Here is a 23,262-nt window from a genome sequence, read left to right as displayed (position 1 = left end):
TGTCGTGTTTGCGTTGACCTTTGCAATTTGCGTGGGGTCTACCGAATGCCATTGACTTTTCGTCGTTCGATCGGATTTGTCAGTCACCTTGGAATCGGCATATCGAGCGGATCTCATTAGCATATCCGTGCCGTGACCACCTCGGCTAATGCCTGCAATTCGACCGCACCCGTGCGCTCTGGTTCGGCGGCGGCGAGCAGCTCGCGCGCATTGGCGAGATAACGCGCCGCTTCGGCTTCCGCCCATGCTCGGCCGCCGGCCTCGTCGACTAAGTCGGCCGCACGCTCCAATTCACGTTGGCACAAGGCAGCGCTGCTCCGATAAAGTGCGGCTAATTCGTGACCTGCCGCAGTTCCAGAAGACAAAGCAGCGACCACTGTGAGCGACTTCTTTCTCGCCTTGAGATCGGAATACGCGGGTTTACCGGTAACTGATTCCTGCCCCCAGATTCCAAGAACATCGTCGATCAGCTGAAACGCAATGCCCAGTTGACGGCCAAATTTGCGATACAATCCGGCAATCTGAATATCGGCGGCCGCAGAAAGTGCGCCGAGTTCGCACGCAAGACCGAATAATGTGCCTGTCTTTTTCTCCGCCATGCGAATACACTGCGGCAGCGTTACTTCGGTACGATCTTCAAAGGCAAGGTCGTCGGACTGGCCGGCGCACATCTCCAACAGGGTAGCTCTAAGAGCCTCGCCGGCCGCGCCATTATTGATCAGATCCACGGCCAAAACGCATAGTGCATCACCAGTTAACAACGCTCTTGGCATCCCGAACGCCGCCCATGCCGTGGACCGGTGCCGCCGTGTCATATCGCCATCCATGATGTCGTCGTGCAACAGCGAGAAGTTGTGCACCAACTCCACAGCGGTCGCGGCTGGAATTGCTGCCTCCAGCGAACCGCCCGCCGCACGCGCGCATGCAAATGTGAGGGCGGGGCGGACGGCTTTGCCACCTCCGCGCGAATCTGTGCTGCCGTCCCTGTCCCACCATCCCAAATGAAAACCGGCGACCTGGCGTACTTCAGCGGGAAGGGTGTCCATGACAGAGCGCAGCATCGGCTCCACCAGAACACGAGCTTGGTCCAGGATGGCCTCAATTCTCGCCGTGCCTGGACAAACAAGAAGGGACGGCACAGTCGCGTTCATCCCTTACCTCCCGAATGTCGTTTCATGCGTTTGTCCGCCTACTCCTTCGGTGGCCGAATTGGCGCACGCGAAGCGACATCCGACCTCTTCCGTAACCCAGAATCACGCTTGCGATCAGTGACTCAGAATGAGACGTTCAGGAGGTAACCCGACAGTCGGGGTCACTCGCGGTGCCGATGATTTCTCCTGGCATAGTCGCGGTCAAGGGCAAATCGACCGGATCAACGCGCATCCGTTAGGCGAAGTGCACAATCGCAACCAGCATCATCCGCGCTACCGCGACGCCCCGACCGCGCCTACCTGAGCTGATCCGCCCACGAGCTTCCGCCAAACCCGACCGCGCCGCAATGCCGCCGCGCGTGCGTGACAGGACCGTAGTTGGCGCGGGGTAAATCGCGACTTACCCGCGCCGCAGCGGTGCGGGCTTCCATAGACCGCTGCGGGTAACGGTTCCCAGCTGCAGACGGGCCGGCTGGGCGCCGGGGTAGTAGGGCGTCAACCGCTGCAATGCGCCCCAGTCTCGGAACCAGTCGTCCTTCAGGTAGCTGGCCACAGTGGTGGCATGCACCAATAGTTCGGTCACGCCCAGCGGGCCACCGCCGTTGTTGTCCATCACCGGTGAGTTGGCCTCGGCGCCGAACCGGTCGGGCAGGATCCGCCATTTCGGCGTCTCGTCGACGCCGTACTGATGGCCGAACGGTCGCTGACATGGGAATGCCAGACCTACCAGCCAGTCCAGGAAGACCGGGTCCTTTGAGCCCACCACATCCTGCAGCGTTTGTACCTGCGGAATTCGCGGCGGAGTGAGTGCGATCCAGTGCTGCGGGGCCAGGTCCTGATCGTCGGCGACCAGGCGAACCTGAGTCGCGCTGCCGGGGATCGCCGACAGCGGCGCCCGGAGGTTGCGCCAGGCCGGCGCCGCGCCGACGTCGGCGAATCCCATTGATCCACCGGGATGCCCGCTCGCCGCCCCGTCGTCGGTGGCCCACTGCACCTGGACCTCCCGCGGGTCGAACCGACCGGCGGCCGTGATCACCAGCAACGGTGCCTTGCCCCACTGTTCCCGGGGCGGCAGCCGGTACCACGCCGAGCGCAGCATGGCGGGCACCTGTATGCCTGCCCGCCAGCTGCCCAGTACCGGTGTGCGAGCCGGATCCAGGTTGTAGGGCAGCCGGGCGCGCGAGCCGTTGATTCCGGGCGCGGCGGTAGTGCCGCCTTCGGTGCCGGGGTCGCTTCCGGTGATCAGCCCGTCGTTGCTGACGAAACTACGGTCGCCCGGACGTTCCATCACCGGGTCGGCGGAGACGTCGGCCGGAATTCCGTTGGGAGTGAAGGCTTCCGACAGTCCGGCTCCCAGCGCGTCGGCCACTGGAGCGGTCACTGGCGTCAACATGCCGGCGTTGGGGTCTTGCTCTACCAGTACGTCCTCGGCCAGCCCGCAGGTCTTGCCCGTCAACGCCTGTAGGTTGGAGCGGCCTACCGACCATGCTGGGTACTGAGTAATCATCGCCTGGGTCAGCGACACAACCTCGAAAAGCACCAGCAACCACGTCGCAATTGCCAACGGGGACTGGATGATTCCGGCCAGACGTGCCCCGTATCGGGTCTTGGGCGGGCCGTCACGGGTAGCGACGAAGTGAAACCACGCCGCCAGCAGCAACACCACCACCGTGAGCTCGAGCAGCGCAGTGGTAAGAGACCACCGCCATTTCGGAAACGAATTCGACCACGGCACACCAAAATTGGAGACATACCACCAGCCGTTGACGCTGGCGAATGACAGCGCCATCACGAATAACACCACCGCGGCGAACATGGTGCGGTTGCGTCGCGAGCGCATCGCTGACCCCGTCACCGCGACCGCGGCCAGCGCCCCCAGCGAGCCGGCCAGCCCCGCGAACACCCCGAAATGGTGTGTCCACTTGGTAGGGGTGAACATCATGGCGAGGAACGAGATGACGGTGATGCCGATGATGCGGCGGCTCGGCCCCGCGGCGGTGCCCGGAATTCGGCCCTTGCGCAATGCCATTGCGACCGCTACTGCGAGCGCGAGTATCAATGCCAGCACGGCGAAGCGCCGGGCGACCGACCCGTCGGGGCTGGCCATGAACAGCCGCTCGTAGCGAATGTGCTCGTCAAACCACTTCAGGCTTGGTCCCAGGGCCCGCTTGAGGGTGGTTGCCTGCATCTCGCCGGCGAGGGTCTGGTCGCGGAAGATCAGGATCGCGGTGACCGTAGTTGCGGCCAGAATTGGCGCCAACAGCGGCAGCGAGCCGAATTGCCTGGAGCGGCGGTGCACGATGGTCCGCAGCGGTCCGATCGCGACCAGCAATGCGCCGATGGACGCGATGCCGGTCGGCCCGGAGAACAGCGTCAGTGCACCGATGATGCAGGCCGTCGCCACCGGCAGCAGCCGATTGGTGGCTACAGCGCGCTCTACCGAACACCAGGTGAGCAGGATGCCCAGGGCGATGATGGGCTCCGGTCGCAGGCCGTTGTCGAGCGGCAACCAGGTCGCCAGAAACATGCCAGCCGCCGTCCACGCGGCGGCCCGGCTGCGCTTGACCGCGTGCCCGAGCCGGGGGATGACTTCGCGACTGATCACCCACCAGCAGGTCAGCGCCATCGCCAGCGTCGGCAGCCGCATCCAGATGCTGGCGGTGGTGACGTGCGCCCAGAGCGCCAGCAGGTCGTAGTACCAGCCGAACGGCGCCTCGGGGGTTCCTAGCCAACGGTAGTAATTCGCCATGTACCCGGCGTGCTCGGACACCCGGGCCATGGTCAGGATGTATCCGTCGTCGGAGGTATTGGCCCCGACGAAATGCCACCACACCAGCACGGTGATGACCAGGGCATCCAGACCGCCGATCGACCACCACCGCGGGGGAAGGAAGCGTCGGTGCCGGGTGCCGTCGGCGGTGTCCAGGATGTGCAGCGCGACCAGGGCAGCGCCGGTCAGCAGCACCCCCAGGACCATCGCCAGCATTTTCAGCGGCGTGGGAGAGCTGCTGTAGCGGGTGTCGACCGTCGCCGAGAAGCTCAGGCCCGGCGGCGCCGGACCGGTCAGGTCGGTGAACACGCCGACGATCTGGGGCCGGAAATCGTAGCCGCTTTTCTCGCCACGCAGCGGTGCGCCGGGATCCTCACCGTTGGGTCCCTGCGTCAGCCCGACGAATTCGGCGGTCACCCGGTCGGCGTGCGCGGTGAAGGTCAGGCGCTGGCAGGCTGGGCTGAGCACCTGACTCAACGGCGCGCTGACCACCGGGACATTGCGGACTATCAGCACCAGATCGTCATTGGTGCGCCGCAGGAGCAGCCCGCGATCGATCGCCTTCGGGGCCTGCTTGGGCACGGTGGACAGCAGCGTGTTCTGGGCGGCGGTGAGGCCGGCGGCGGCTTGGCAGGGCACGGTGATGTTCAGTTCGGTGGCCACGTAGCCGATCAGCGGTGCATCGACGCTGTTGAAGGTGCCATTCTGGGGCCAGTTCAGTTGGGCGGTGGTCTGGTTGACCGGCAGTAGCGGGGTGGCGATCGCCAGAATGGCCCCGAGCAGACCGGCGAAAACGGCGACGAACCGAGCGATCCGGTAGTTTGCTCCCGCTTCGCTCACGGAGGTAGATGCTAGCTCCGTGACGCCGCGGGGCGCGGTTTCGGTAGCCATCAGGCGCTCGCTACCGGCTTACGAACGGCCAGCACGAAGGGGCCGATGGTCTCGACGGTGAAGCGGGGGTCGGCGAACAGCGCGGCCTTGAACTCCACGGTGTAACGGCGCACGTTGGGCTGGTTGGGGTAGACATCCTCGGCCAGCCGCAGGGTGTAGTTGGTTCCCAAACCAGCACCGGCGCCGCGGCGCATCAGGAAGACGGTCGGCGGTGGCCACGGCAGTTTGTCCAGCGCTTGGATCAGCTCGTCGGCCGTCTTGAGCTTGGCCCAGCTCTCGATGTGTGCGGCGCGCTTGTCGAATTGCGCCAGCGGGTTGGCGTAGTGCGACGTCAACCCCTGAAAGCCCCAATAGGGGTAGTAGGACAGGAAGCTGTAGTCGGCGGTCAACACCACGGTCTGATCGCGGGGCTTGCCGGTGACGCGCTGGATCGCGGCGTCGATCGCCGAGTAGTACTTCTCGGAGCTGGGTGGTCGCCGGTCGCCGCGCTGGCCGTAGCCGTCGGTGTCGGTGTAGGCGATGGTGAGGTCGGGTCGAAGCACGTCGGGAATGTCCTGGCTGAACGCGATCGCTCCGGCCAGCCCGATCGCACCGGCCACCGGTATGACGGCTCGGCTGCGCCTGGACAGCGCTTGTGCGGTCTCGATGAAGCCGAACACCCCGGCGGCCACGAGTAACACCGACAGCGTCGGCTGCAGCCGGAACGACAGCAATGTGGTGCGCGCCAGCGTGGTCAGCATCGATAGCAGGGACCACAAGTAAACGGCCAACACACCGATGGCCAATGCGCCGGCCCGGACCGACGATCGCGCTCTAACGACCAGCCACACGGTGCCGAGCATGCAGATCGCGCCCAGCAGCGAGAACTGCAGCATAGGAAAGGTCAAAACGGCGCCGTCGGTGGGCAGGTAGTGCTGCGCACTGCCGGTGTCGCTGACCGGGTCGCGGGCAGCCCTGAGCAGGTAGGGCAGCCAGGTGATGGATCCGATCGCGGCCGCGATGACGCCGATGACGATTAGCCGGCGCAGCGGATCGATGGCAGCCTTGATGCCCGCTTGGCGCCATCGCGATGTGGCCAGCAGCAGTGCCATCAGCGTGACGGTGAAGGCTGTGTAGGCCACCAGCAGCGTGTACCAGGTGGCGGCGAAGCCCAGAAACAGGCCCGCGCCGATCACCGCGGCCCAGCCACCACGCTCGCTGGCGCGCAGGCCCGACCAGGTCAGCACCAGCATCGGCGGCAGTAGGACCGTGATCATCGCGGCGTAAGGCTCCGGCGAGCTGTAGGCCAGCGTCACCGCCGCGGTGGCAACCGCGACGAGCAGCGCGTACTCGAAGCGGATCATGCGCCACCACAGCACCAGTGCGACGGCCACGGCGACGGCGATCGACGTGATGGCCCACGGTTTGAACATCTCCCAGGCCGGTGTCCCGGTCAGCGCCGCAGCGCGGCCGCCGATCCAGAACCAGCCCGGCGGGTAGAACGGCGGCAGCCCGATATAGGTCATGTCGCGCAGGGCGGCGCTGTCGGTGAGCCGGGTCAGGTATTCGGTGCGGAACTGCTGGTCCACGGAGATGCCGAACAGATACAGCTTGGTGGCTCCCAGCGGCATGCCCAGCGTCACGACCGTGAACGCGGACACGAACACCAGCCCGCTCAGCTGCGCCAGACGTCGGAACCGACCGCGTCGCCACACCCACCCGGCGGCCACCAGTCCGGCAAGGCAACCGACCTGGCCGACGGTGGTCAGGGCGTGCAGTTGGTTGGACGACGGGAAGGCCGGCCACTGGACGCGAGAGATCGCGTTCAGTGACACCACCGCGACCAGGACAGCCACCGCCACCGCAAGGGCCAGCTGGCCGAGGGTGGCCAGTGCGTTTCGGGCGCGAGCAGACGCAAAGGCCCCCAATTCGGGCCCGAATTGGGGGCCTTTGCGTCTGCTCGGCATGCTCAGATTGGCAGTTTGCGGAAGATGCTCCGCGGGATATGACGCAACACCATCATCACGTAACGGAATGCCGCTGGCGCCCAAACCAATTCCTTACCTTTTGCCGCCGCGGTTACCGCGAGGTTGGCTACGTACTCCTTGTCGACGGTTAGCGGAGCTTCCTTGATGTGCGCGCTCATCCGAGTGCGTACCTGACCTGGCCGGATCACCAGAACCCGAACGCCATACTCACGCAACGCCTCTGACAATCCGAGATAGAAACCGTCCAGACCAGCCTTGGTGGACCCGTAGACGAAGTTGGACCGGCGCACCCGTTCACCGGCCACGGTGCTCATCGCAATGATCTGGCCGAAGCCTTGGGCGCGCATCTTCTCTCCCAGTAGCACCCCCACCGAAACCGCTGCAGTGTAATTGATTTCGGTGATCTGCACGGCCTTGCGCTGGTTCTGCCACAATTCTTCGGCGTCGCCGAGCAAGCCGAACGCGACGATAGCCACATCGACATCGCCATGGGCGAAACATTGGTCGATCACCTTCGGATGGCTCTCCGTCTCCAGCGCGTCGAAATCGATGAGCTCCACCGACCGTGCGCCGGCGGCTTTCATCTGGGCGACGGCGTCGTCGCGGCCGGGGTCTTCGGGCATACACGCCAGCACGATACGTGCGGGGGCGTTGCGCAGGTAGCGCTCGCAGATGGCCAGCCCGATCTCGGAGGTACCGCCGAGCAGCAGCACGGTCTGGGGATTTCCTACGGCGTCGAGCACCATCTAGAGCAGCTCCAAACGTCGGGCCATGTCGGAGGCGAACACCCGCAAGGGATCCACCTTGCGGCGCACGGCGATCCACTCGTCGATGCGTGGGTACATGGCGTGAAAGGTTTCGGCCGTGGTACGGGAGTCCTTGGCGGTGTAAAGACGGCCGCCGAATTCCATTACCCGCCGGTCGAGTTCGCCGACGAACCCGCCCAGGCCGGCCTTAATGGGGAAGTCGACGCAGATGTTCCAGCCTGGCATGGGAAAGCTCAGCGGCGCTTGGTTGCCCGGCCCGAACAACTTGAACACGTTGAGAAACGAGTAGTGGCCGCTGGCTTGGATATCGCCGATGATCCGTTTGAACTCGTCGATCGCTTCGGTGGGAATCACGAATTGGTACTGCAGAAAACCCGCCGAACCGTACGCGCGGTTCCACTCGCCGAACATGTCCAGCGGGTGGTAGAACTGCGTTAGGTTCTGAATCTTGCCACGGTAGGTGCCGGATTTGCGGTACCATAATTCGCCTATCGGCCCGAAGGTGTACTTGTTGGCCAGCCCATTCGGGAACACGTCGGGAAGCGTAAGCAGTTGTGGCGCATGAAATTTCAATGGGTGGCGGCGCAACTTCGCCGGCAACTGCTCAACGGTGGCCAACGAGCCGCGCGATACCGCCGCGCGGCCCAGTTTCGGTGGGGCGCTGATCGCGTCGAACCAGGCGCTGGAATAGGTGTAGTTCGCTTCGCTGCCGTCGCTGTGCAAGGCGATCGTTTCGTCCAGGCTGGTGGTGACGTCGCCGTCGGCGATGAAATACGCCGTCTCGGTGGGCGTCATCTCGATGGCGGCGCGCAGGATAATCCCGGTTAGCCCGTTGCCGCCGACGGTGGCCCAGAACAGTTCGGAATCCTCACCGTCCGGGGTGAGGTGGCGGATCTCGCCGTCGGCGGTCAGCAGGTCGATGCTGCGCACGTGGTTGCCAAAGCTGCCCGCGCTGTGGTGGTTCTTGCCGTGGATGTCGCAGGCGATCGCGCCGCCGATGGTGACCTGTCGTGTTCCCGGCAGCACCGGGACCCACAGTCCGAACGGCAGGGCGGCCTTCATCAGCTGGTCGAGGTTGACTCCGGCGTCGACGTCGGCCAGCTTGGTGTCGGCGCTGATGGAATGGATGTTGGACAGTGGGGTCATGTCGACCACCAGCCCGCCGCCGTTTTGCGCGTTGTCCCCGTAGGAGCGGCCGAGTCCGCGCGCGATCACGCCCCTCGTACCGGCATCGGCCGCCCGCGCCACCGCCTTGGCGATCACCTCGGGATCGGGGGTGGATAGCACCTGTGCCACCGAGGGCGCCGTGCGTCCCCACCCGGTCAACCGGGTGGGAGTGGTGGAAAGGTCGGCGCTCAACATCGTCAAAGAGGGTACCTGCCGGTCCGGCGACGATGCGGGACGCTTGCGTGTGCGCTCACGGCTTCGAGTGGGTGGCCAGGCCGGAAATGCGGCCCATTTCTCGCCCAGGAACGCACAGCGAACGCCATCAATTCACACTCGTCTGCCCGATAAGGCTCAGCGGATGCGAAAGATCACGGCTCGCTGCACGACGAAATTGATCACCGTGGCGGTGCCCTGCGCGATCACGAATGCAACGGGTAGGGCCCAGCTGCGGTAGTGCAATAGCGCAAGACATAGATGATTGAGGCCGACCTGCACGGCGAACGTGACCCCGTAGAGCGCCATGACCGCGGCGAATCGGGCTCTGCTCGGTGCCGCCTGAAATGTCCATCGACGGTTGATCAGGTATGCGGTAATGGTGCCGATGACCACGCTGATGAATTTCGAGAGGTCAACCTGCAGGCCCAACCCCTTGTAGAGTGCTACGTACACGCTGAAGTCGACGATCGCCGCGAAGACGCCAGTGAGAACAAAGCGGGTGACTTGGGTCGTCAGATGCAGGTGGTGGCGCTGGTACTGATGTGGCAGCGCGGCACCAGACTCTGGGGGATTCATCGGTAGGAAGCTTAACGGTGCTGGGTGCAGCGGCGGGGCGTTGCGGGTTAGCTCGGTAGCTTCACCGCGATCAGCTCGACCTGATTCGGTCCCTGTGGAGTGGAGTATGTCACGGTGTCGCCCGGTTGATGCCCCGCTAGGGCCTGCCCCAACGGGCTGCGAGCGGTCAATGTCTCGGCTTCGCGGCCGACCGGAGTCTCTTCCACGATGGAAATCACGTGCATCGTGACGACTTCACCGTCGGCGAACCGCAACGTCACCTCGGTACCGCCGGGCAGCGTCTCCGATCCGGTCGAGTGCGCCGCGCCCCCCTTCAACCGCCGGTCGAGCTCATTGATCCGGTCGGCGAGGACCGCTAGTTCGTCGGCGCGCTGGATAGCCTCGGCAGCATCGCCGTGATCGCCGACCATGCCGCGGTCGTTTTTGACCTCAACCTCAAGGCGATCGTGTCGATGCCGTAGCCGGGCGAGTTCGGCTGCCAGGTTATCGCGCGCTGCAGCCGCCAGCCCTGTCGATTCGACTTCGTCGCTCACGTCCGCCGACCTTTCGCCGCGTGGATTGTCTGTGATCGTGGCCATTCAGTGTTACACCACCAAGAGCTGGTCGTCACCTGGTATTTGTCAAGAGTTTGCAGTGGGATGCTTGCGCGCCGCGGGTCGCCAAGGTCAACGCACCAACGTAGCCGACTACCGAGGCGCTGACGAACGCCTACTGCTCGTTCGTCGGGCCAGCGTCGAGCCAGGGTTAATCGGCCGGCTCGGCCGTCAGGGTGATCACGTTGTTGCGGTTCTCCCGTGCCTCGATTCGAGACACCCAGACCCGGCCTTCGGTTGCTTTCCCGACGATGCGCTCGACGGTGTCGAACACCCATGCCGCGCAGGCCTCCATCCCGGTGCTGTCCATGATGCGCAGATCGATGACGCCCTGATCGGCCATCATCTGGAACAGGTCGAGCTGGGGGTCGTCCGCTGCGATCAGCGTGGTGTGGTCGAACTGGCGTCGCAGTGCTGCCCGCAGGTCCTTGAGGCAACGGGTGTCCACCACCAAGCCGGTGCCGGGTGCGGTTTCCGCGCAGGCGAATTCGACCTCGAAAGTTCGCTCATAGCCGTGTAGGAAGAAGCGCTTTCCCTGACGGGACCACGAGCGATGGCAGCATGGCAGATCGCCGAAGCGCTTGCGGAGATGAAACCTTGCCGTCCGGCCGATCGGTGCATCGGCCCGGTGAATCGTAGCGATGCGAACGCCTTCGGCCACAGCGTTATCACTCATGTCCAAACTTTCCCTTTCCGAGTTCTCGCCTGGTCGCCGTGAGGAATTCACGCTGCTCGTGGGCGCTATGGCGCAACGAGCCGTAGAAGGACAGGGTGGTTTTTGGCCCCCCAAATGGGGCGCCGCCGCGGTCCGTCTCGCACGTGTAGCCGCCCTCTACCAGTACGCCCAATCCTCGCGGGGCAAGTTGGTGATGCAGCCACAAACCCATCCGGATGGTCATCCGCTGCTGAACCTGAATACCGCGTGAACAGGCTTCGACTACGCGTGTGAATTCGGCTTGCCTCAACTGATTTTCGCCGTGCACATAGCCGATGTGCACGACACCGTAGAACGGAAGCAGATGATGGGCACAGAGCGAATGAAACGCGATCGCGGGAACCAGCACGAGCTCGGGGGGTGGCACCGGGGCGCCGGTTCTACCGACGGAAACTTGCAGCAGCGATCCGCTGTCGAGCGCGGATCCGTTGTCATGGCGCAGCATGAAAGTACCTCTCGTCGTTGGCATGAGATCCGCAGTTAGTCAGGTTGTCTGATGCACGGACTCAGCCTCAGGGCGAGGCCTTGATGGATTCTCAACGGATTCTTGGAAGATCCTCAACGCGGTTCGGATCGCCCACGCTGGCGTGACCTTCAGCGGCCACGGTCGCGCTGGCGTGACGTTCGGTGGTGGGCGTCGAGTGATCGGCCGATTACACCCAGTAGGCCACCCGCGCGCGATATTGCCGCATCGCGAACGCCGCCATGATCCACCCGACGACCGTCAGCACCACCACCACGGCCCAGTGCCGCAGCTCCTGCGGGTCGCCCAGCAGCGGCGCCCGGACGATGTCGAGATAGTGCAGCAGTGGGTTGAGTTCGACGATCCTCGACCACTGGCTCGCGCCCTGCTGTCGCAGCGTGTTGTCGTTCCAGATGATTGGCGTCATAAAGAACAGCAACTGCACAACGGAAAACAGCAGCGGACCGATGTCGCGGTAGCGGGTCGCCAGGATGCCGAAACACAGTGATACCCAAACGCAATTGAGCACGATCAGTGCCAGCGCCGGAAGTACCGACAGATCCGCCCACGACCACGGCTTGGGAAAGATGATTGCGACGACGAGGTAGATCACGATGTTGTGGGCGAACAAGATCATTTGCCGCCAGACCAGCCGGTACACGTGCACGCTCAGCGGTGTGGGCAGTTGCTTGATCAGGCCCTCGTTGGAGACGAAGACGTCGGCGCCCTCCAGGATGGCGGCGTTGATCAAGTTCCAGATGATCAGCCCGAGCGTGACATAGGGCAGGTGCACCGACAGCTCGAGATGGAACAGCTTGGAATAGAGTCCGCCCATTGCGACGGCGGTGGTCCCCGTCGCGATGGTGATCCAGAACGGCCCCAGCACCGAGCGGCGGTAGCGCTGCTTGATGTCCTGCCACCCCAGGTGCAGCCACAGCTCATGGCGATGGAACCCGTCGATCAGATCGCGGCGGGCCCGGGCGAACGTCTTGGACTGAGCTGCCGCATCGATGAACGTCATGAAGACCCTCCAGGCCGTTCGAACTTCTCGCGACGTCCCAAGCGCCGCAACCGAAACCACTCCAGCAGACCCTTGGGGTCGCGGCGAGTCACCAGGAAAAACCAGCCGAACCGCAGCCACTCCTGGGGCAGCAGCTTGCGCAGGCCCGGTTGCGACAGCACGTAGCCGCGGTTGCGGTAGGTGAAGAACCGTTTGGTGGGGTCGTCGGGATACTGGGTGTGCATACGGCCGCCCAGGATTGGCTTGAACTCGTCAGACCCACAGGGATGCAGGTAGGCCGTGTCCAGACAGGTCCCGAACGGCAGGCCGGACCGGACCAGCCTGCGGTGCATTTCCACCTCGTCGCCGCGGATGAACAACCGCAGGTCCGGGACGCCGATCACTTCCAGTGTGGACGCCCGGAATAGCGCCCCGTTGAACAGCGACGCGATGCCTGGCAGCAGCTCTTGTCTCGGTTCGGTGCGCAATTCGCTTGCACGCCTGCGCCATACCAGGCCGCGGCGCAACGGAAACGCTAGTCGTTGCGGGTCGTCCATGTTGCAGACCATCGGTGACACTTCGGCCAGGCCGTATTTCTCGGCACACGCCATCAGGGTGGCGAGCACCTCGGTGTCCTTCGGGTGCCCATCGTCGTCTGCCAGCCAAATCCAATCCGCGCCGTGTGCCAGCGCAAGCAACATGCCGAGCGCGAAACCACCTGCGCCACCGAGGTTTCGACGCGCATTGAGGTAGACGCACGGGATCGGCTGTGCGGCAATCAAATAGTGAACCCGGCTGTCGCCGGAGTCGTCGTTGTCGATCACGATGAGCTTGTCGAGCTCCCGGGTCTGGGTGGTCAGCAGCTCCAGCGACTTGGCCAGCTCGTCCGGGCGCCGGTGGGTGACCACCACGGCGAAGACGGAATCACTCATCCCCGGAAGCCGATTGCGCCATTGGCTCGTGAGTTCTGGCGGTCTCGGCCAGTACTTCGCGCACATGCCGGGCGGCGTCGTCGCCCTCGTAGGCCCGAACTACGTCCTCAATGGCGCCGGTTAGCCTGATGACGCCGTGGTCGATCCACATCGCGGTCTTGCACAGCCGGGCCAGGAATTCGTTGGAATGGCTTGCGAAGACCAGGATTCCGGAACGCTCGACCAGACTCTGCAGCCGGGACTGGGCCTTCTTCAGGAAGTCGGCGTCCACCGCGCCGATGCCTTCGTCGAGCAGCAGGATCTCGGGGTCGATGCTGGTGACCACGCCCATCGCCAGCCGGACTCGCATACCGGTGGAATAGGTGCGCAGCGGCATCGACAGGTAATTCTCGCCCAGCTCGGTGAACTCGGCGATCTCGTCCACCTTGGCCTGCATCTGTTTACGGGTCTGTCCGAGGAACAGGCCGCGGATGATGATGTTCTCGTAGCCGGAGATCTCGGGGTCCATGCCGACCCCAAGGTCGAATACCGGCGCCACCCGACCGGTGACCTTCGCCCACCCGCGCGTCGGCTCGTAGATCCCCGAAAGTAGGCGCAGCAGAGTCGATTTCCCGGCCCCATTGTGTCCGACGAGACCAACCCGGTCACCGAGGTTGAGCTCCATTGTGATGTCGCGCAATGCCTCGATCACGACCACGTTGGAGCTATTGCGCCCGATGGTGCCGCCCGCCTTGCCCAGGACGGCCTTCTTCAGTGAACGCGACTTGGCGTCGAAGATGGGAAATTCCACCCACGCATCGCGCGTCACGATGTGCGGACTACTCGACACGGCTTACAGGTACTGTCCCGTGCCGTGAGCGCCGCCTTGGCCCCCCTTGCTCAACCCGGGCGGCAGCGCTCCCTGACGCATCTGCTCGAGCTGGGCACGGGCGGCCATCTGCTGCGCAAACAATGCCGTCTGAATGCCGTGGAACAGACCTTCCAGCCAGCCGACCAACTGCGCTTGGGCGATGCGTAACTCGGCGTCCGACGGTGCCGCTTCCTCGCTGAACGGCAGTGTCAGCCGGTCGAGCTCCTCGCGCAATTCCGGTGCCAGGCCGTCTTCGAGTTCGCGGATGCTGGTGGCGTGGATATCGCGCAGCCGGTTGCGGCTGGCCTCGTCCAGCGGGGCCGCCCGCACTTCCTCGAGCAGCTGCTTGATCATGGTGCCGATGCGCATCACCTTGGCGGGTTGTTCGACAAGGTCGGTCAGGGCGCGTTCGTCGGAGTCGTCGTCTGGTACCGCCATCAGCCGCGGATCGACGCCGCCGATGATCTCGACACCGTCGTCATCTCGGTCGTTGTTGCCGGTACTCAATACAGTCACCACCTCTTACCTGCCTGCTAGGAGTGCGCCGCTGCGCCAGCCCCGCGCCATTCGTAAATTCGGGCCCCGCCATTGTCGTAGATCTTCTTCCAGTACGGCGAAGTCTCCAGTGAGACTAGTCCGTCGGGAACGACGAACCCTCGCACCGTCGGGCTGCTGGTCAGGATGTAGCGGATATTGAGCACCTTGATGGATTCGAGAACTCGCGGATCGGTATCGCCTCTGCGGGCATAGGCCCAGAAGATGAAGCGGTGGTAGCCCGGGCCCATCTGCACCGGGTAGTCGTAGTGGGTCCACAGCGGGTGTAACCCGGCCACCGCGTACATCCACGCGGTGCCGTCGGTATTGGCATTGCCGATCATGGTGTCGTGCGCTCCGGGGAGTTTCGCCAGGTAGGCCATGGCGTCCAGGTCGCGCTGATCGATCATCACCGAGTCGTACTTGTCGCCGAACAGAAACCGGTGCCGCGGAAAGTAATGCCAGGTACTCACCAGGATTGTCCCCAGTAGCAGCGCTGCGGTGGCCGAGGCCCAGATGGGCCCCGGCAGTGGTCTGAAACGGTCGGTAAGCCGTTTCGCCGCGGTAACCACCAGCATCACCAGTACGCACAATCCGACGGCTGCCATGGTCGTCAACAGCAGTGTGGTGGCTGCCGCGATCCGCCGCGGATCCTTGTAGAAGAACTCGCCCAGTCCTCCGGCGACTACGCCGATCGGGCCGCCCAACGGCGTTCCGGCGTCCACGTTCATCACGATGAGAAGCAGCCAAACCGCCAGCGGCCACCAGATCTTCTTGATGAGCAGAATGAACCCGCCGATGGCGGCCAGCGCGATCAGCGAGTACTGAACCGGGAAGTCATTGAGATGGCGGGAGTGCTGAAAAACTGCGTCGAACAACCCGCGCTTCTTGCTGAGGTAGGTCAGAAAGGAGTGCCCGGCGATGATGTCTTCCTGTTCTGACACGCTCAGGAACTGCGGCAACAGGATCAGTCCGGCCATCACCACCACACCCGCCAGCGGCAACAGGTCGGCCAACCGGCTCCGCACGGGATGCCACAGCGCCTCCAAAAGCCACCACGCCGACACCAACAGCAGGACGATCATGCCGCCGGTGATGTGCACCGAGAAGACACCGACCAGCGCCAGCACCGCCACCGGGATCCGGTCGCGGTGCCGCAACGTCGAGGTGATCAGCGCCATCGCCGGGATCGCGACCCCGTACGCGGCCAGGTTGGGCATCGCAGCGGTATCGAATTCGACGTAGGGAACCGCGGTGAACGACGCGGAGAGCGCCGCCGCGGTGGCCGCCGCGACTGCGGTCCGCCGCTCACTGACATGCGAGCGCAAAACCCGCCAGGTCAAAACGGCCGCGCTGACGGGAAACAGCCAGACCGCCACGGCCAGTGAACTGAGCGTGTAACCGGTGGTCGGCGCCGCCCCGGTGAGTTGGCAGAGCACCGCGGCCAGACCGTGGAACACCGACGGGTAGTAGAGCAGGGCATGGGTCTCGACGTTGCGCAGTTCACCCATGTGAGTGGAGGACGCCTGGCCGGTGTCGAGGATGAAGCGCACGGTGTTGGCGTGCCAGACCGCATCCCAGGTGCTGGGTATGGACTGCCAGTGCGGGATGCCGCGGTAGGCCGCCCACCCGATGAACGCCGCGCCGAGCAGCACCCCGGCCGCGACGATGAGCGCCGGCCCGCGGCTGACTCCCCGTGCTTCGGCCTCCGTGTCGCGAAACCGGCCGAGCAGTAGCTGCAAACCCGTTGCTGCTGCGCAAACGACGGCCAGCGCGGCCAGTGCGGTCCAACCATTCCAGGGGATGCCAACCGCGCCGTAGGGGATAATCGCCAAGGCCACCACGCCGTAGGTCAGTGGCGGGCCCACCGCGATCGCGATGGGCCAATTCAGCTGCGCAATCCGGGCGACGATGGCCCCCGGCGCGATCAGCAAAATCAAAGCGATCAGCGTTCCGAACCACAAGCTCACTCGACTAGTATGGCTGGCCGGGTGACCTGGCTCGCGAAGCCCGACTGGCTGGAGCGTCTATGGCGCCCGCTACTACCGTCACCAATTTGCGGGAATAGCGAAAGCTCTAAGGTGGCTGGCATGGCCTATGACGTCGCTCGGGTGCGTGGACTGCATCCATCGTTGGGTGACGGGTGGGTGCACTTTGATGCGCCGGCCGGCATGCTGATTCCAGATTCCGTTGCGACAACCGTGTCGACGGCGTTCCGCAGGTCCAGCTCCAGCTTGGTGGGCGCGCATCCGTCGGCGCGGCGGAGCGCCGCGGTGCTGGACGCGGCGCGCGAGGCGGTGGCCGACCTGGTTAACGCTGACCCGCGCGGGGTGGTACTGGGCGCCGATCGCGCGGTGCTGCTGTCGTCGCTGGCTGAAGCGTCCTCCTCGCGCGCCGGCCTGGGATACGAAGTCATCGTCAGTCGTCTCGACGACGAGGCCAACATCGCTCCGTGGCTGCGGGCGGCGCACCGCTACGGCGCCAAGGTCAAGTGGGCCGAGGTCGACATCGAGACCGGTGACCTGCCGACGTGGCAGTGGGAGAGTCTGATCAACAAGTCGACCCGGCTGGTCGCCGTCACCTCCGCATCGGGAACTCTGGGCGCGGTCACCGATCTGCGAGCGATGACCAAGCTGGTTCACGACGTGGGCGGAGTGGTGGTGGTCGACCATTCGGCCGCTGCGCCGTACCGGTTGATCGACATCAGGGAAATCGACGCCGACGTGGTAGCCGTGAACGCGGTCCGCTGGGGTGGTCCGCCGATTGGGGCGATGGTATTCCGTGACCCGTCGCTGGTGAACTCGTTCGCCTCGGTCTCGACGAACCCTTACGCCACCGGGCCGGCGCGCCTAGAGGTGGGCGTGCACCAGTTTGGCCTGCTGGCTGGGGTGGTCGCCAGCATCGAGTACCTGGCGTCACTGGACGAATCGGCCCGCGGCAGCAGACGCGAACGACTGTCGGTGTCGATGCACTCTTCCGCTTCGTACCTGAACCGGGTATTCGACTACCTGATGGCGTCGCTGCGGTCGTTGCCGTTGGTGATGCTGCTTGGCCGGCCGGAGGCGCGGATACCCGTGGTCAGCTTCGCGGTCAACGAAGTGCCGGCCGACCGGGTGGTACAGCGGTTGGCGGACAACGGAATTCTGGCGATCTCCAACGCCAGCTCGCGCGTGCTCGATGTGCTCGGGGTCAACGACGTCGGCGGCGCGGTGACCGTCGGGCTGGCGCATTACTCGACGATGGCCGAGGTCGACCAGCTGGTGCGCGCACTGGCGTCATTGGGTTGACGTGATTGCGCCCCGCAACTACGCCGGTCGCGGGCTCGGTCCGCGTTCGCGGCCGCGAAGTGGCCCGGGTGGCACCGCAAGCTCAAGGCCGCCGGTTTCGACGTCGTACACAAGGCCCGAGACGATCAGCGTGTCGGGCAGGATCGGTGTCGCACGCAAGCAGTCGAGGTCGGCTTGTACGGCTCGTGCCGGTTCAGTGACATGTTTGTCTCCCAGCGCGCTGACCGGGATGTCGAAGTAACTCGCCAGCACTTGGTCGTGCGGCGCAAGCCGTGCGACACCGCAATCGGTGTGGTGGAGCAGGATCAGCTCAAAACCGCCACGGGCGCCGGCCTCGGCCACCACCGTGGCCATCATCGCGACCATCTGAATCGTCGCGGGCGTGATCCGACCTCCGGCGTTGCGAATGACAGCCGCCTCGCCCGGTTTCAGGCCGAGGATATGGGTTGGGTCGGCGCGCTGGTCGGCGCAGGCGATGACGAGCGCTCGCAAGGACGGTATCTCCGAGAGCGGCTGAAATCGTTGCGCCGCGGACTCGGCATGTCGGCGCTGCATGAGCTCGATGGCGGTCATGGTGTCGCACTCCGATCCATTGGGTTGTTCAAGACGAGCCCGGTGAAGCCGAGACGATCGAGCAGGCTGGCGCGGGACCGTGGACGTGACTGGGCCTCCTGGTGGATCACCGCGGCCAGCGCGTTGGCGAATCCATCGCGCGGCCACTGCTTGAGCACACTGTCGACAGTGGTGCTGGGCACCTTGTCCAACCCGCGCCCGACGGCATCGAGCGCGGCTCCGCGGCTGAGCAGGTGGGCTTCGACACCGTGAGCGAGTTCAACGTCGATGTTGAGGTGCAGCGAGATCGCTTCCGCGACGGCCTGAGCGGTGTGCTCGGAGCCACCTTGGTCCACGATCAACGCGCGGGTGGCGCGCGCGCCTTCGACTGCGAAGCACGACGCTGCGGGGTCGGAGCCGTGATGTGCCGTGGTGAGCCCGAGGTCGTGGAGCAGGCAGGCTAGGTAAAGAAGTTCGGAATCGTAGGGCTCACCGTCGAGGTCTCCCAATGCCGCGGCGAACAGCCAAGTGCGCACACAGTGTGCGTAGAGCCACGAGGTTGAGACTTCCCGGACATATGCCTCCGCCGATCGCGCGAGCGTGCTGTCCGGGGGGTCGGCAAGATCCAGGTCCCGCGCCGATCCCGACGCACTTTGCCGCAATCGCGCGGGGATGGCGGCCAGACGCGCTGTGATGGCGGCGCGTGCCTGGGCGAGCTGTTCCCGGCGGGTCATCGTGCCGCCGGTACGCTCGGCCCACTGCCAGGTCCCGATATCGCTCATCGCCCCGCCCCCAACAAGTGCGCGAAGGCCCGACGCCCACGCATTACTGCGTCACGGTCGCCGAGGAGCTGGCGCTGCCAATTGGTGGCCAGCCCAATCGCGTTGATCTCAAAGGCGAGCTGTTTGGGTTCGGCGCCGCCAAGACCCGCCTGCGTCACCAGGACCTCCAGCAGGCCAAGCCACTGGCCCATTATCTCGACCACCCGATCGCGAACCGGGCCGTCGCGGCCGTCGAACTCGAGCGAGGCGGCCTGAAAGAAGCACCCGCCTGGGAAGACGTCGCGCTCGAGGTAAGACAGCCACAGTTCGACAACCCGGCGGAGCCGCGGCAGACCTTGGTCGGTCCCGGCGCTCGGCTCGATGACCTCGCGAATAAAGATGTCGCGGGCGGCCTCGACGGTAGCCAGCTGGAGTTCTTCCTTGCTGCCGAAGTGAGCGAAGAGACCGCTCTTGCTTACCTCGACCTGGTCAGCGAGGCGACCGATGGAGAGCATCTCCAGTCCCTCGCGCGAACCGATGTCGACGGCCGCGGCCATGATCCGCCGGCGAGTTCGATCGCCGCGGGCACGCCGGCCGTCCGCCCCAGTTCGCAGCCTCACGGCTCATAATATAGCACGATCGGTCGTATATAAATCAAGCTTCACGAGGCAGTTTCGACGGCCGAACCCGTCGCCGCCCAGCCCAAGCCGACCGGCGAGCATCTCGCGGCAGATGTTGGAGCTAGTCGTTGACGGTCAGCAGGACCTTTCCGAACGTCTTGCCCGACACCAACAATCGATGTGCCTGCTCGGCCTGTTGGATGGGCAGGCGTTTGCCGATGACGGGCCGAACCCGGTCCCCGGCGATCATCGGCCAAACCGACTCCGTCACCGCCGCAGCGATGGCGCTCTTGCTGTTGGGCCCGCTCACTGGGCGCGCCCGCAGCGTGGTGCCGATCACCCGCGCCCGCTTGGTGAGCAGCTTGCCCAGGTTGAGCTCGGCCTTCACCCCGCCCTGCATGCCGATGATGACCAGCTGCCCGTCGGTGGCCAGCGCATCGATGTTGCGGTCCAGATAGGCCGCTCCCATGATGTCGAGAATGACGTCGGCGCCCGCGCCGTCGGTCGCTTCCTTGATGCGCTCGACGAAGTCCTCATCGCGGTAGGAGATAGCGATCTGGGCGCCCAGGTCGCGACAGAGTTCCAGCTTCTCCGGTGAGCCCGCGGTGATCGCCACCCGGGCGCCTAATGCCCGTGCCACCTGAATTGCGTGGCTGCCGATGCCGCTGGCCCCGCCGTGGACCAGGAGCAGCTGGCCGGGGCTCAACCGTGCGGTCATCACCAGGTTCGACCACACGGTGCAGGCCACCTCGGGGAGTGCGGCGGAGTCGACAACGTTGACAGTGGGTGGGATGGGCATCACCTGACCGACGGGAACGGCGACGTACTCGGCGTACCCGCCACCGGCCAGCAACGCGCAAACCTCTTGTCCGGCAGACCATTCCGTCACACCAGCGCCTACTTCGGCGACGACGCCGCCCACCTCCATGCCGATGATCTCGCTGACTCCCGGCGGCGGCGGATATTTGCCTGCGGCCTGCAGCACGTCGGCGCGGTTGACGCCGGCGGCAGCGACCTTGATGAGTACCTCGCCTGGCCCGGCCGTCACATCGGCGACGTCCTGCCATACCAGTTGCTCGGGGGATTCGGCGACGATGGCGCGCATGAGGCCACGCTACCGCCCGTTACCCTTGTCTTACTTTGTCCAGGGTGGCGTGGCAGAGCGGCCTAATGCACTCGCCTTGAAAGCGAGAGACGGCTAAAACCGTCCGGGGGTTCAAATCCCTCCGCCACCGCCAGATGTGATTTGTTGGAACCCCCGGTGAACGAAAGTTCGGCTGGGGTTCTTTCGTGCCTACCCCGCCGCGCGGTTGCGGTGATGTCGCGTTGTCGTCCTGGCGTTGTCGTATGGGCGTCACCGGGTTTGGTTCGTCGGAACCGTCCCAGGCCGCTGAAACTGGTGGTCGCGGGTGCGCAAGTGGTGTCTCGTGGGACACCACTATTCCCTGACGGTTTCGCGGCGTCTGCCGATGTCAGGAGGGGTTCGGTACTCGACGCGGTCGGACCAGCGAGCGGACCAGCGCTGAGCACGGCGTCCGGGTGGTAGTTGAGTACGGCGTCGACCACCTCGGTCAACTTGGCGCGCTCCACGAGTGGCTCCTGCGGCGTCCAGCCGTTGGCAGCTGGTCCGGCGTCGCGGCTGTCGAGCTCGAAGCGTTCGAACATGGCGGTGTTGAGCAGCTGGCGGGTTTTATCGCTCGCCGTGTCGTAGGTCTTGCGTGCTTTCCGGAGCAGTGCCAGTACAATCTGCAAACGGTTGCGCAGCTCGGTGCGCTCGATGTCCGCCTCGGCGATCAGGCGACGAGCGTCGGCGATCTCGGTGGCCACTTGGGTCTGGCGCAGCTTCAGGTCCTCGACCGGCAGCGCGTCGGCCATGTAGGCGTCGATGAGCTTGCTCTTCTGCCGTTCTAGCTGGATGAGGCGCGTGCGTTGTTCAGTTGCCAGTTTTTCTTGTTGACCGAGGAGCACCTCGAAATCAGCAACGGCTTGGGTTTCGATATCCGCCAAGGTCTTGGCACTGAACCGGATATGGGACCAGATGCTGGTGATCTTGTGTTCCACGGCAGCAGCGGGCAGATATGGCAGGTCGCAGCTGGTGCGGCCGGTATGCCGCCCAAGGCAGAAGAAATAGTCGTACTTGCCGCCTTTACCCCTGGACCAGCCGTAGCCGATCTTGCCGCCACACCGAGCACACCGCAGGTTGCCACCGGATTTCAGATAGTGGGAGTGCCGCCAGGAGCGGTCGCCCGCGATACGACGGCCCGCCAGAATCTCCTGCACGGACTGCCAGGTGACCTCGTCGACCAGGGGTTCATGCTTTCCGTCGAACAACATTCCCTTGAAACGGATCAGACCCTTGTAGTAGGGCTGGGTCAGCATGCGATGCACCTGAGCGCGACTGAGTGGCTGGCCACGGTATTTCAGGGTGTCGCGAGTCTTGAGACCGCGCTCCTCAAGCGCGTCGCGGAGCGCGGTAATGCTCCACTCCCCGGTGGCGTACTGAGCGAAGGCCCACTGGATATGCGGGGCACGAGACTCATCGACAATGACGCTCTTGACCTCGGTGCCGTCGATCCGGCGGGTGGTATTTAGGTAGCCGATCGGCGCAACGCCCGGCGTGCCACCACGGCGAACTTTTTCCTCTAAGCCTTTCTTGGCTTCGGTGGATAAGTTCTTTGAGTAGAACTCGGCAAATGACGCCACAATGCCGTGCATCAGCGTGCCTGCCGGAGTTTCATCAATCTGCTCCGAAACGGACACCAAAGTGGCGCCGGCTTTACGGATATCGAGCAGAATGGCGACGTCGTCAGCACGGTCACGAGCCAGACGATCCAGCTTGTGCACGATGACGAAATCCACGCTCGGCAGCGACAAGTCCCCAAGACGGACGAGCATGCGCTGCAGACCAGCACGGTCGGCCGAGCGAGCTGACGCACCGGCATCGACATACTCCTCGATCACGGCCGCGCCCAGGTCACGAGCTTTCTTGATACAGGCTGCGCGCTGGGCGGGGATCGAATAGCCTTCCGCCTCGCCGTCTTTGTTGGCCTGGCGGGCGGTCGACACGCGTAGGTAGATGATCGCCGTTTTGGCGGCATCGGTGCCGTTCGCGGCGGTTTCGGACCCTAACGACAAGAAAGGCGCCCGATGGGCGCCCTGCGAAGTCTCAGCTGGTGGGGATATTCGTGGGTCCGTCATGGCATGACATTACCTCGGATCGAACATCCGTTCAATGGTCCGATCGCAAGGAATTCCTATTTTCTTGAGGCATAACAGGGGTGGGGCTGGAGCTGTGGAATTTGCAGCAATATCAACGCGAGCTGTTGACTTGTTTGAACTCGTTCGTCCTTGAGGTAGCTAACTCGCAGCATCATTTCGACAGGCCTGGCGTGCCTAGGCGTGGCTGACCGTGCATCCCGAGTATGCTTCCCACTCCAGCATAGTTGACCG

At 64.5% G+C, this 23,262-nt stretch carries 20 protein-coding genes, 1 tRNA gene and 1 pseudogene; 3 read left to right on the top strand and 19 right to left on the bottom strand.

All coding sequences use genetic code 11. The annotated features are described in order from the left end of the window. Window positions 1-116: 116 nt before the first annotated feature. The 14 genes from AADZ78_RS26480 to AADZ78_RS26415 all read right to left on the bottom strand — a co-directional run bounded on the left by AADZ78_RS26480 (window position 117) and on the right by AADZ78_RS26415 (window position 16,562). Complete coding sequence (locus tag AADZ78_RS26480; RefSeq protein WP_085252435.1) at window positions 117-1,151, bottom strand: polyprenyl synthetase family protein; 1,035 nt, start codon at window positions 1,149-1,151, stop codon at window positions 117-119. 400 nt (window positions 1,152-1,551) lie between these two features. After that, window positions 1,552-4,812, bottom strand: coding sequence for an arabinosyltransferase domain-containing protein (locus AADZ78_RS26475; protein ID WP_085252434.1), 3,261 nt, complete (start codon window positions 4,810-4,812; stop codon window positions 1,552-1,554). Next, window positions 4,812-6,758: a galactan 5-O-arabinofuranosyltransferase gene (locus AADZ78_RS26470; protein ID WP_085252433.1), complete on the bottom strand. Its 1,947-nt coding sequence runs from the start codon at window positions 6,756-6,758 to the stop codon at window positions 4,812-4,814. The genes AADZ78_RS26475 and AADZ78_RS26470 overlap by 1 nt, the downstream gene beginning before the upstream one ends. Window positions 6,759-6,760: 2 nt before the next feature. Beyond that, entirely contained in the window at window positions 6,761-7,525 is a 765-nt protein-coding gene (locus AADZ78_RS26465; RefSeq protein WP_085252432.1) for a decaprenylphospho-beta-D-erythro-pentofuranosid-2-ulose 2-reductase, read from the bottom strand. Continuing rightward, window positions 7,526-8,908: an FAD-binding oxidoreductase gene (locus tag AADZ78_RS26460; RefSeq protein ID WP_085252431.1), complete on the bottom strand. Its 1,383-nt coding sequence runs from the start codon at window positions 8,906-8,908 to the stop codon at window positions 7,526-7,528. A gap of 156 nt (window positions 8,909-9,064) precedes the next feature. Further along, window positions 9,065-9,505, bottom strand: coding sequence for a GtrA family protein (locus AADZ78_RS26455; RefSeq protein ID WP_085252430.1), 441 nt, complete (start codon window positions 9,503-9,505; stop codon window positions 9,065-9,067). A gap of 47 nt (window positions 9,506-9,552) precedes the next feature. After that, window positions 9,553-10,038: a GreA/GreB family elongation factor gene (locus AADZ78_RS26450; protein ID WP_085252516.1), complete on the bottom strand. Its 486-nt coding sequence runs from the start codon at window positions 10,036-10,038 to the stop codon at window positions 9,553-9,555. A 211-nt stretch (window positions 10,039-10,249) separates the two neighbouring features. Next, entirely contained in the window at window positions 10,250-10,759 is a 510-nt protein-coding gene (locus AADZ78_RS26445; RefSeq protein WP_169726381.1) for a 6-carboxytetrahydropterin synthase, read from the bottom strand. A 7-nt stretch (window positions 10,760-10,766) separates the two neighbouring features. Next, a complete protein-coding gene (locus AADZ78_RS26440) occupies window positions 10,767-11,258 on the bottom strand; it encodes a GTP cyclohydrolase I (protein ID WP_169726380.1) in 492 nt (163 codons plus the stop codon). A 208-nt stretch (window positions 11,259-11,466) separates the two neighbouring features. After that, the gene (locus tag AADZ78_RS26435; RefSeq protein ID WP_085252427.1) at window positions 11,467-12,297 is read right to left on the bottom strand and encodes an ABC transporter permease; all 831 of its coding nucleotides are present in this window, start codon (window positions 12,295-12,297) and stop codon (window positions 11,467-11,469) included. Beyond that, a complete protein-coding gene (locus AADZ78_RS26430) occupies window positions 12,294-13,208 on the bottom strand; it encodes a glycosyltransferase (RefSeq protein ID WP_085252426.1) in 915 nt (304 codons plus the stop codon). The genes AADZ78_RS26435 and AADZ78_RS26430 overlap by 4 nt, the downstream gene beginning before the upstream one ends. Beyond that, complete coding sequence (locus tag AADZ78_RS26425; protein WP_085252425.1) at window positions 13,201-14,037, bottom strand: ABC transporter ATP-binding protein; 837 nt, start codon at window positions 14,035-14,037, stop codon at window positions 13,201-13,203. The genes AADZ78_RS26430 and AADZ78_RS26425 overlap by 8 nt, the downstream gene beginning before the upstream one ends. Before the next feature lie 3 nt (window positions 14,038-14,040). Then, complete coding sequence (locus AADZ78_RS26420; protein WP_204080299.1) at window positions 14,041-14,577, bottom strand: bacterial proteasome activator family protein; 537 nt, start codon at window positions 14,575-14,577, stop codon at window positions 14,041-14,043. Between the two features lie 14 nt (window positions 14,578-14,591). After that, window positions 14,592-16,562, bottom strand: a complete 1,971-nt coding sequence (locus AADZ78_RS26415) for a DUF6541 family protein (RefSeq protein WP_085252424.1) — start codon at window positions 16,560-16,562, stop codon at window positions 14,592-14,594. 120 nt (window positions 16,563-16,682) lie between these two features. Between AADZ78_RS26415 and AADZ78_RS26410 the strand changes: the two genes are divergently transcribed. Beyond that, a complete protein-coding gene (locus tag AADZ78_RS26410) occupies window positions 16,683-17,879 on the top strand; it encodes a cysteine desulfurase-like protein (protein WP_085252423.1) in 1,197 nt (398 codons plus the stop codon). Between the two features lie 18 nt (window positions 17,880-17,897). Here AADZ78_RS26410 and AADZ78_RS26405 read toward each other — a convergent pair whose 3' ends face one another. The 4 genes from AADZ78_RS26405 to AADZ78_RS26390 form a co-directional block, all read right to left on the bottom strand. After that, window positions 17,898-18,452, bottom strand: coding sequence for a carbonic anhydrase (locus AADZ78_RS26405; RefSeq protein ID WP_085252422.1), 555 nt, complete (start codon window positions 18,450-18,452; stop codon window positions 17,898-17,900). Then, complete coding sequence (locus AADZ78_RS26400; RefSeq protein WP_085252421.1) at window positions 18,449-19,213, bottom strand: HD domain-containing protein; 765 nt, start codon at window positions 19,211-19,213, stop codon at window positions 18,449-18,451. The genes AADZ78_RS26405 and AADZ78_RS26400 overlap by 4 nt, the downstream gene beginning before the upstream one ends. Beyond that, window positions 19,210-19,749: a TetR/AcrR family transcriptional regulator gene (locus AADZ78_RS26395; protein WP_085252420.1), complete on the bottom strand. Its 540-nt coding sequence runs from the start codon at window positions 19,747-19,749 to the stop codon at window positions 19,210-19,212. Before AADZ78_RS26395 ends, AADZ78_RS26400 begins: the two co-directional genes overlap by 4 nt. A gap of 184 nt (window positions 19,750-19,933) precedes the next feature. Beyond that, complete coding sequence (locus AADZ78_RS26390; protein WP_085252419.1) at window positions 19,934-20,917, bottom strand: NAD(P)H-quinone oxidoreductase; 984 nt, start codon at window positions 20,915-20,917, stop codon at window positions 19,934-19,936. A 43-nt stretch (window positions 20,918-20,960) separates the two neighbouring features. On the opposite strand from AADZ78_RS26390, the gene AADZ78_RS26385 reads away from it, so the two are divergent. Both AADZ78_RS26385 and AADZ78_RS26380 read left to right on the top strand, forming a co-directional pair. Beyond that, a tRNA-Ser gene (locus AADZ78_RS26385) sits at window positions 20,961-21,050 on the top strand. 301 nt (window positions 21,051-21,351) lie between these two features. Beyond that, a complete protein-coding gene (locus AADZ78_RS26380) occupies window positions 21,352-21,723 on the top strand; it encodes a hypothetical protein (protein ID WP_085252418.1) in 372 nt (123 codons plus the stop codon). A gap of 195 nt (window positions 21,724-21,918) precedes the next feature. On the opposite strand, the pseudogene AADZ78_RS29320 reads toward AADZ78_RS26380, so the two are convergent. After that, a pseudogene (locus AADZ78_RS29320) lies at window positions 21,919-23,010 on the bottom strand (recombinase family protein); the annotation flags it as partial. Window positions 23,011-23,262 lie beyond the last annotated feature (252 nt).

The organism is Mycobacterium riyadhense (assembly GCF_963853645.1).
Lineage (GTDB): Bacteria > Actinomycetota > Actinomycetes > Mycobacteriales > Mycobacteriaceae > Mycobacterium > Mycobacterium riyadhense.
This window is presented reverse-complemented; position numbering and strand designations above follow the sequence as displayed.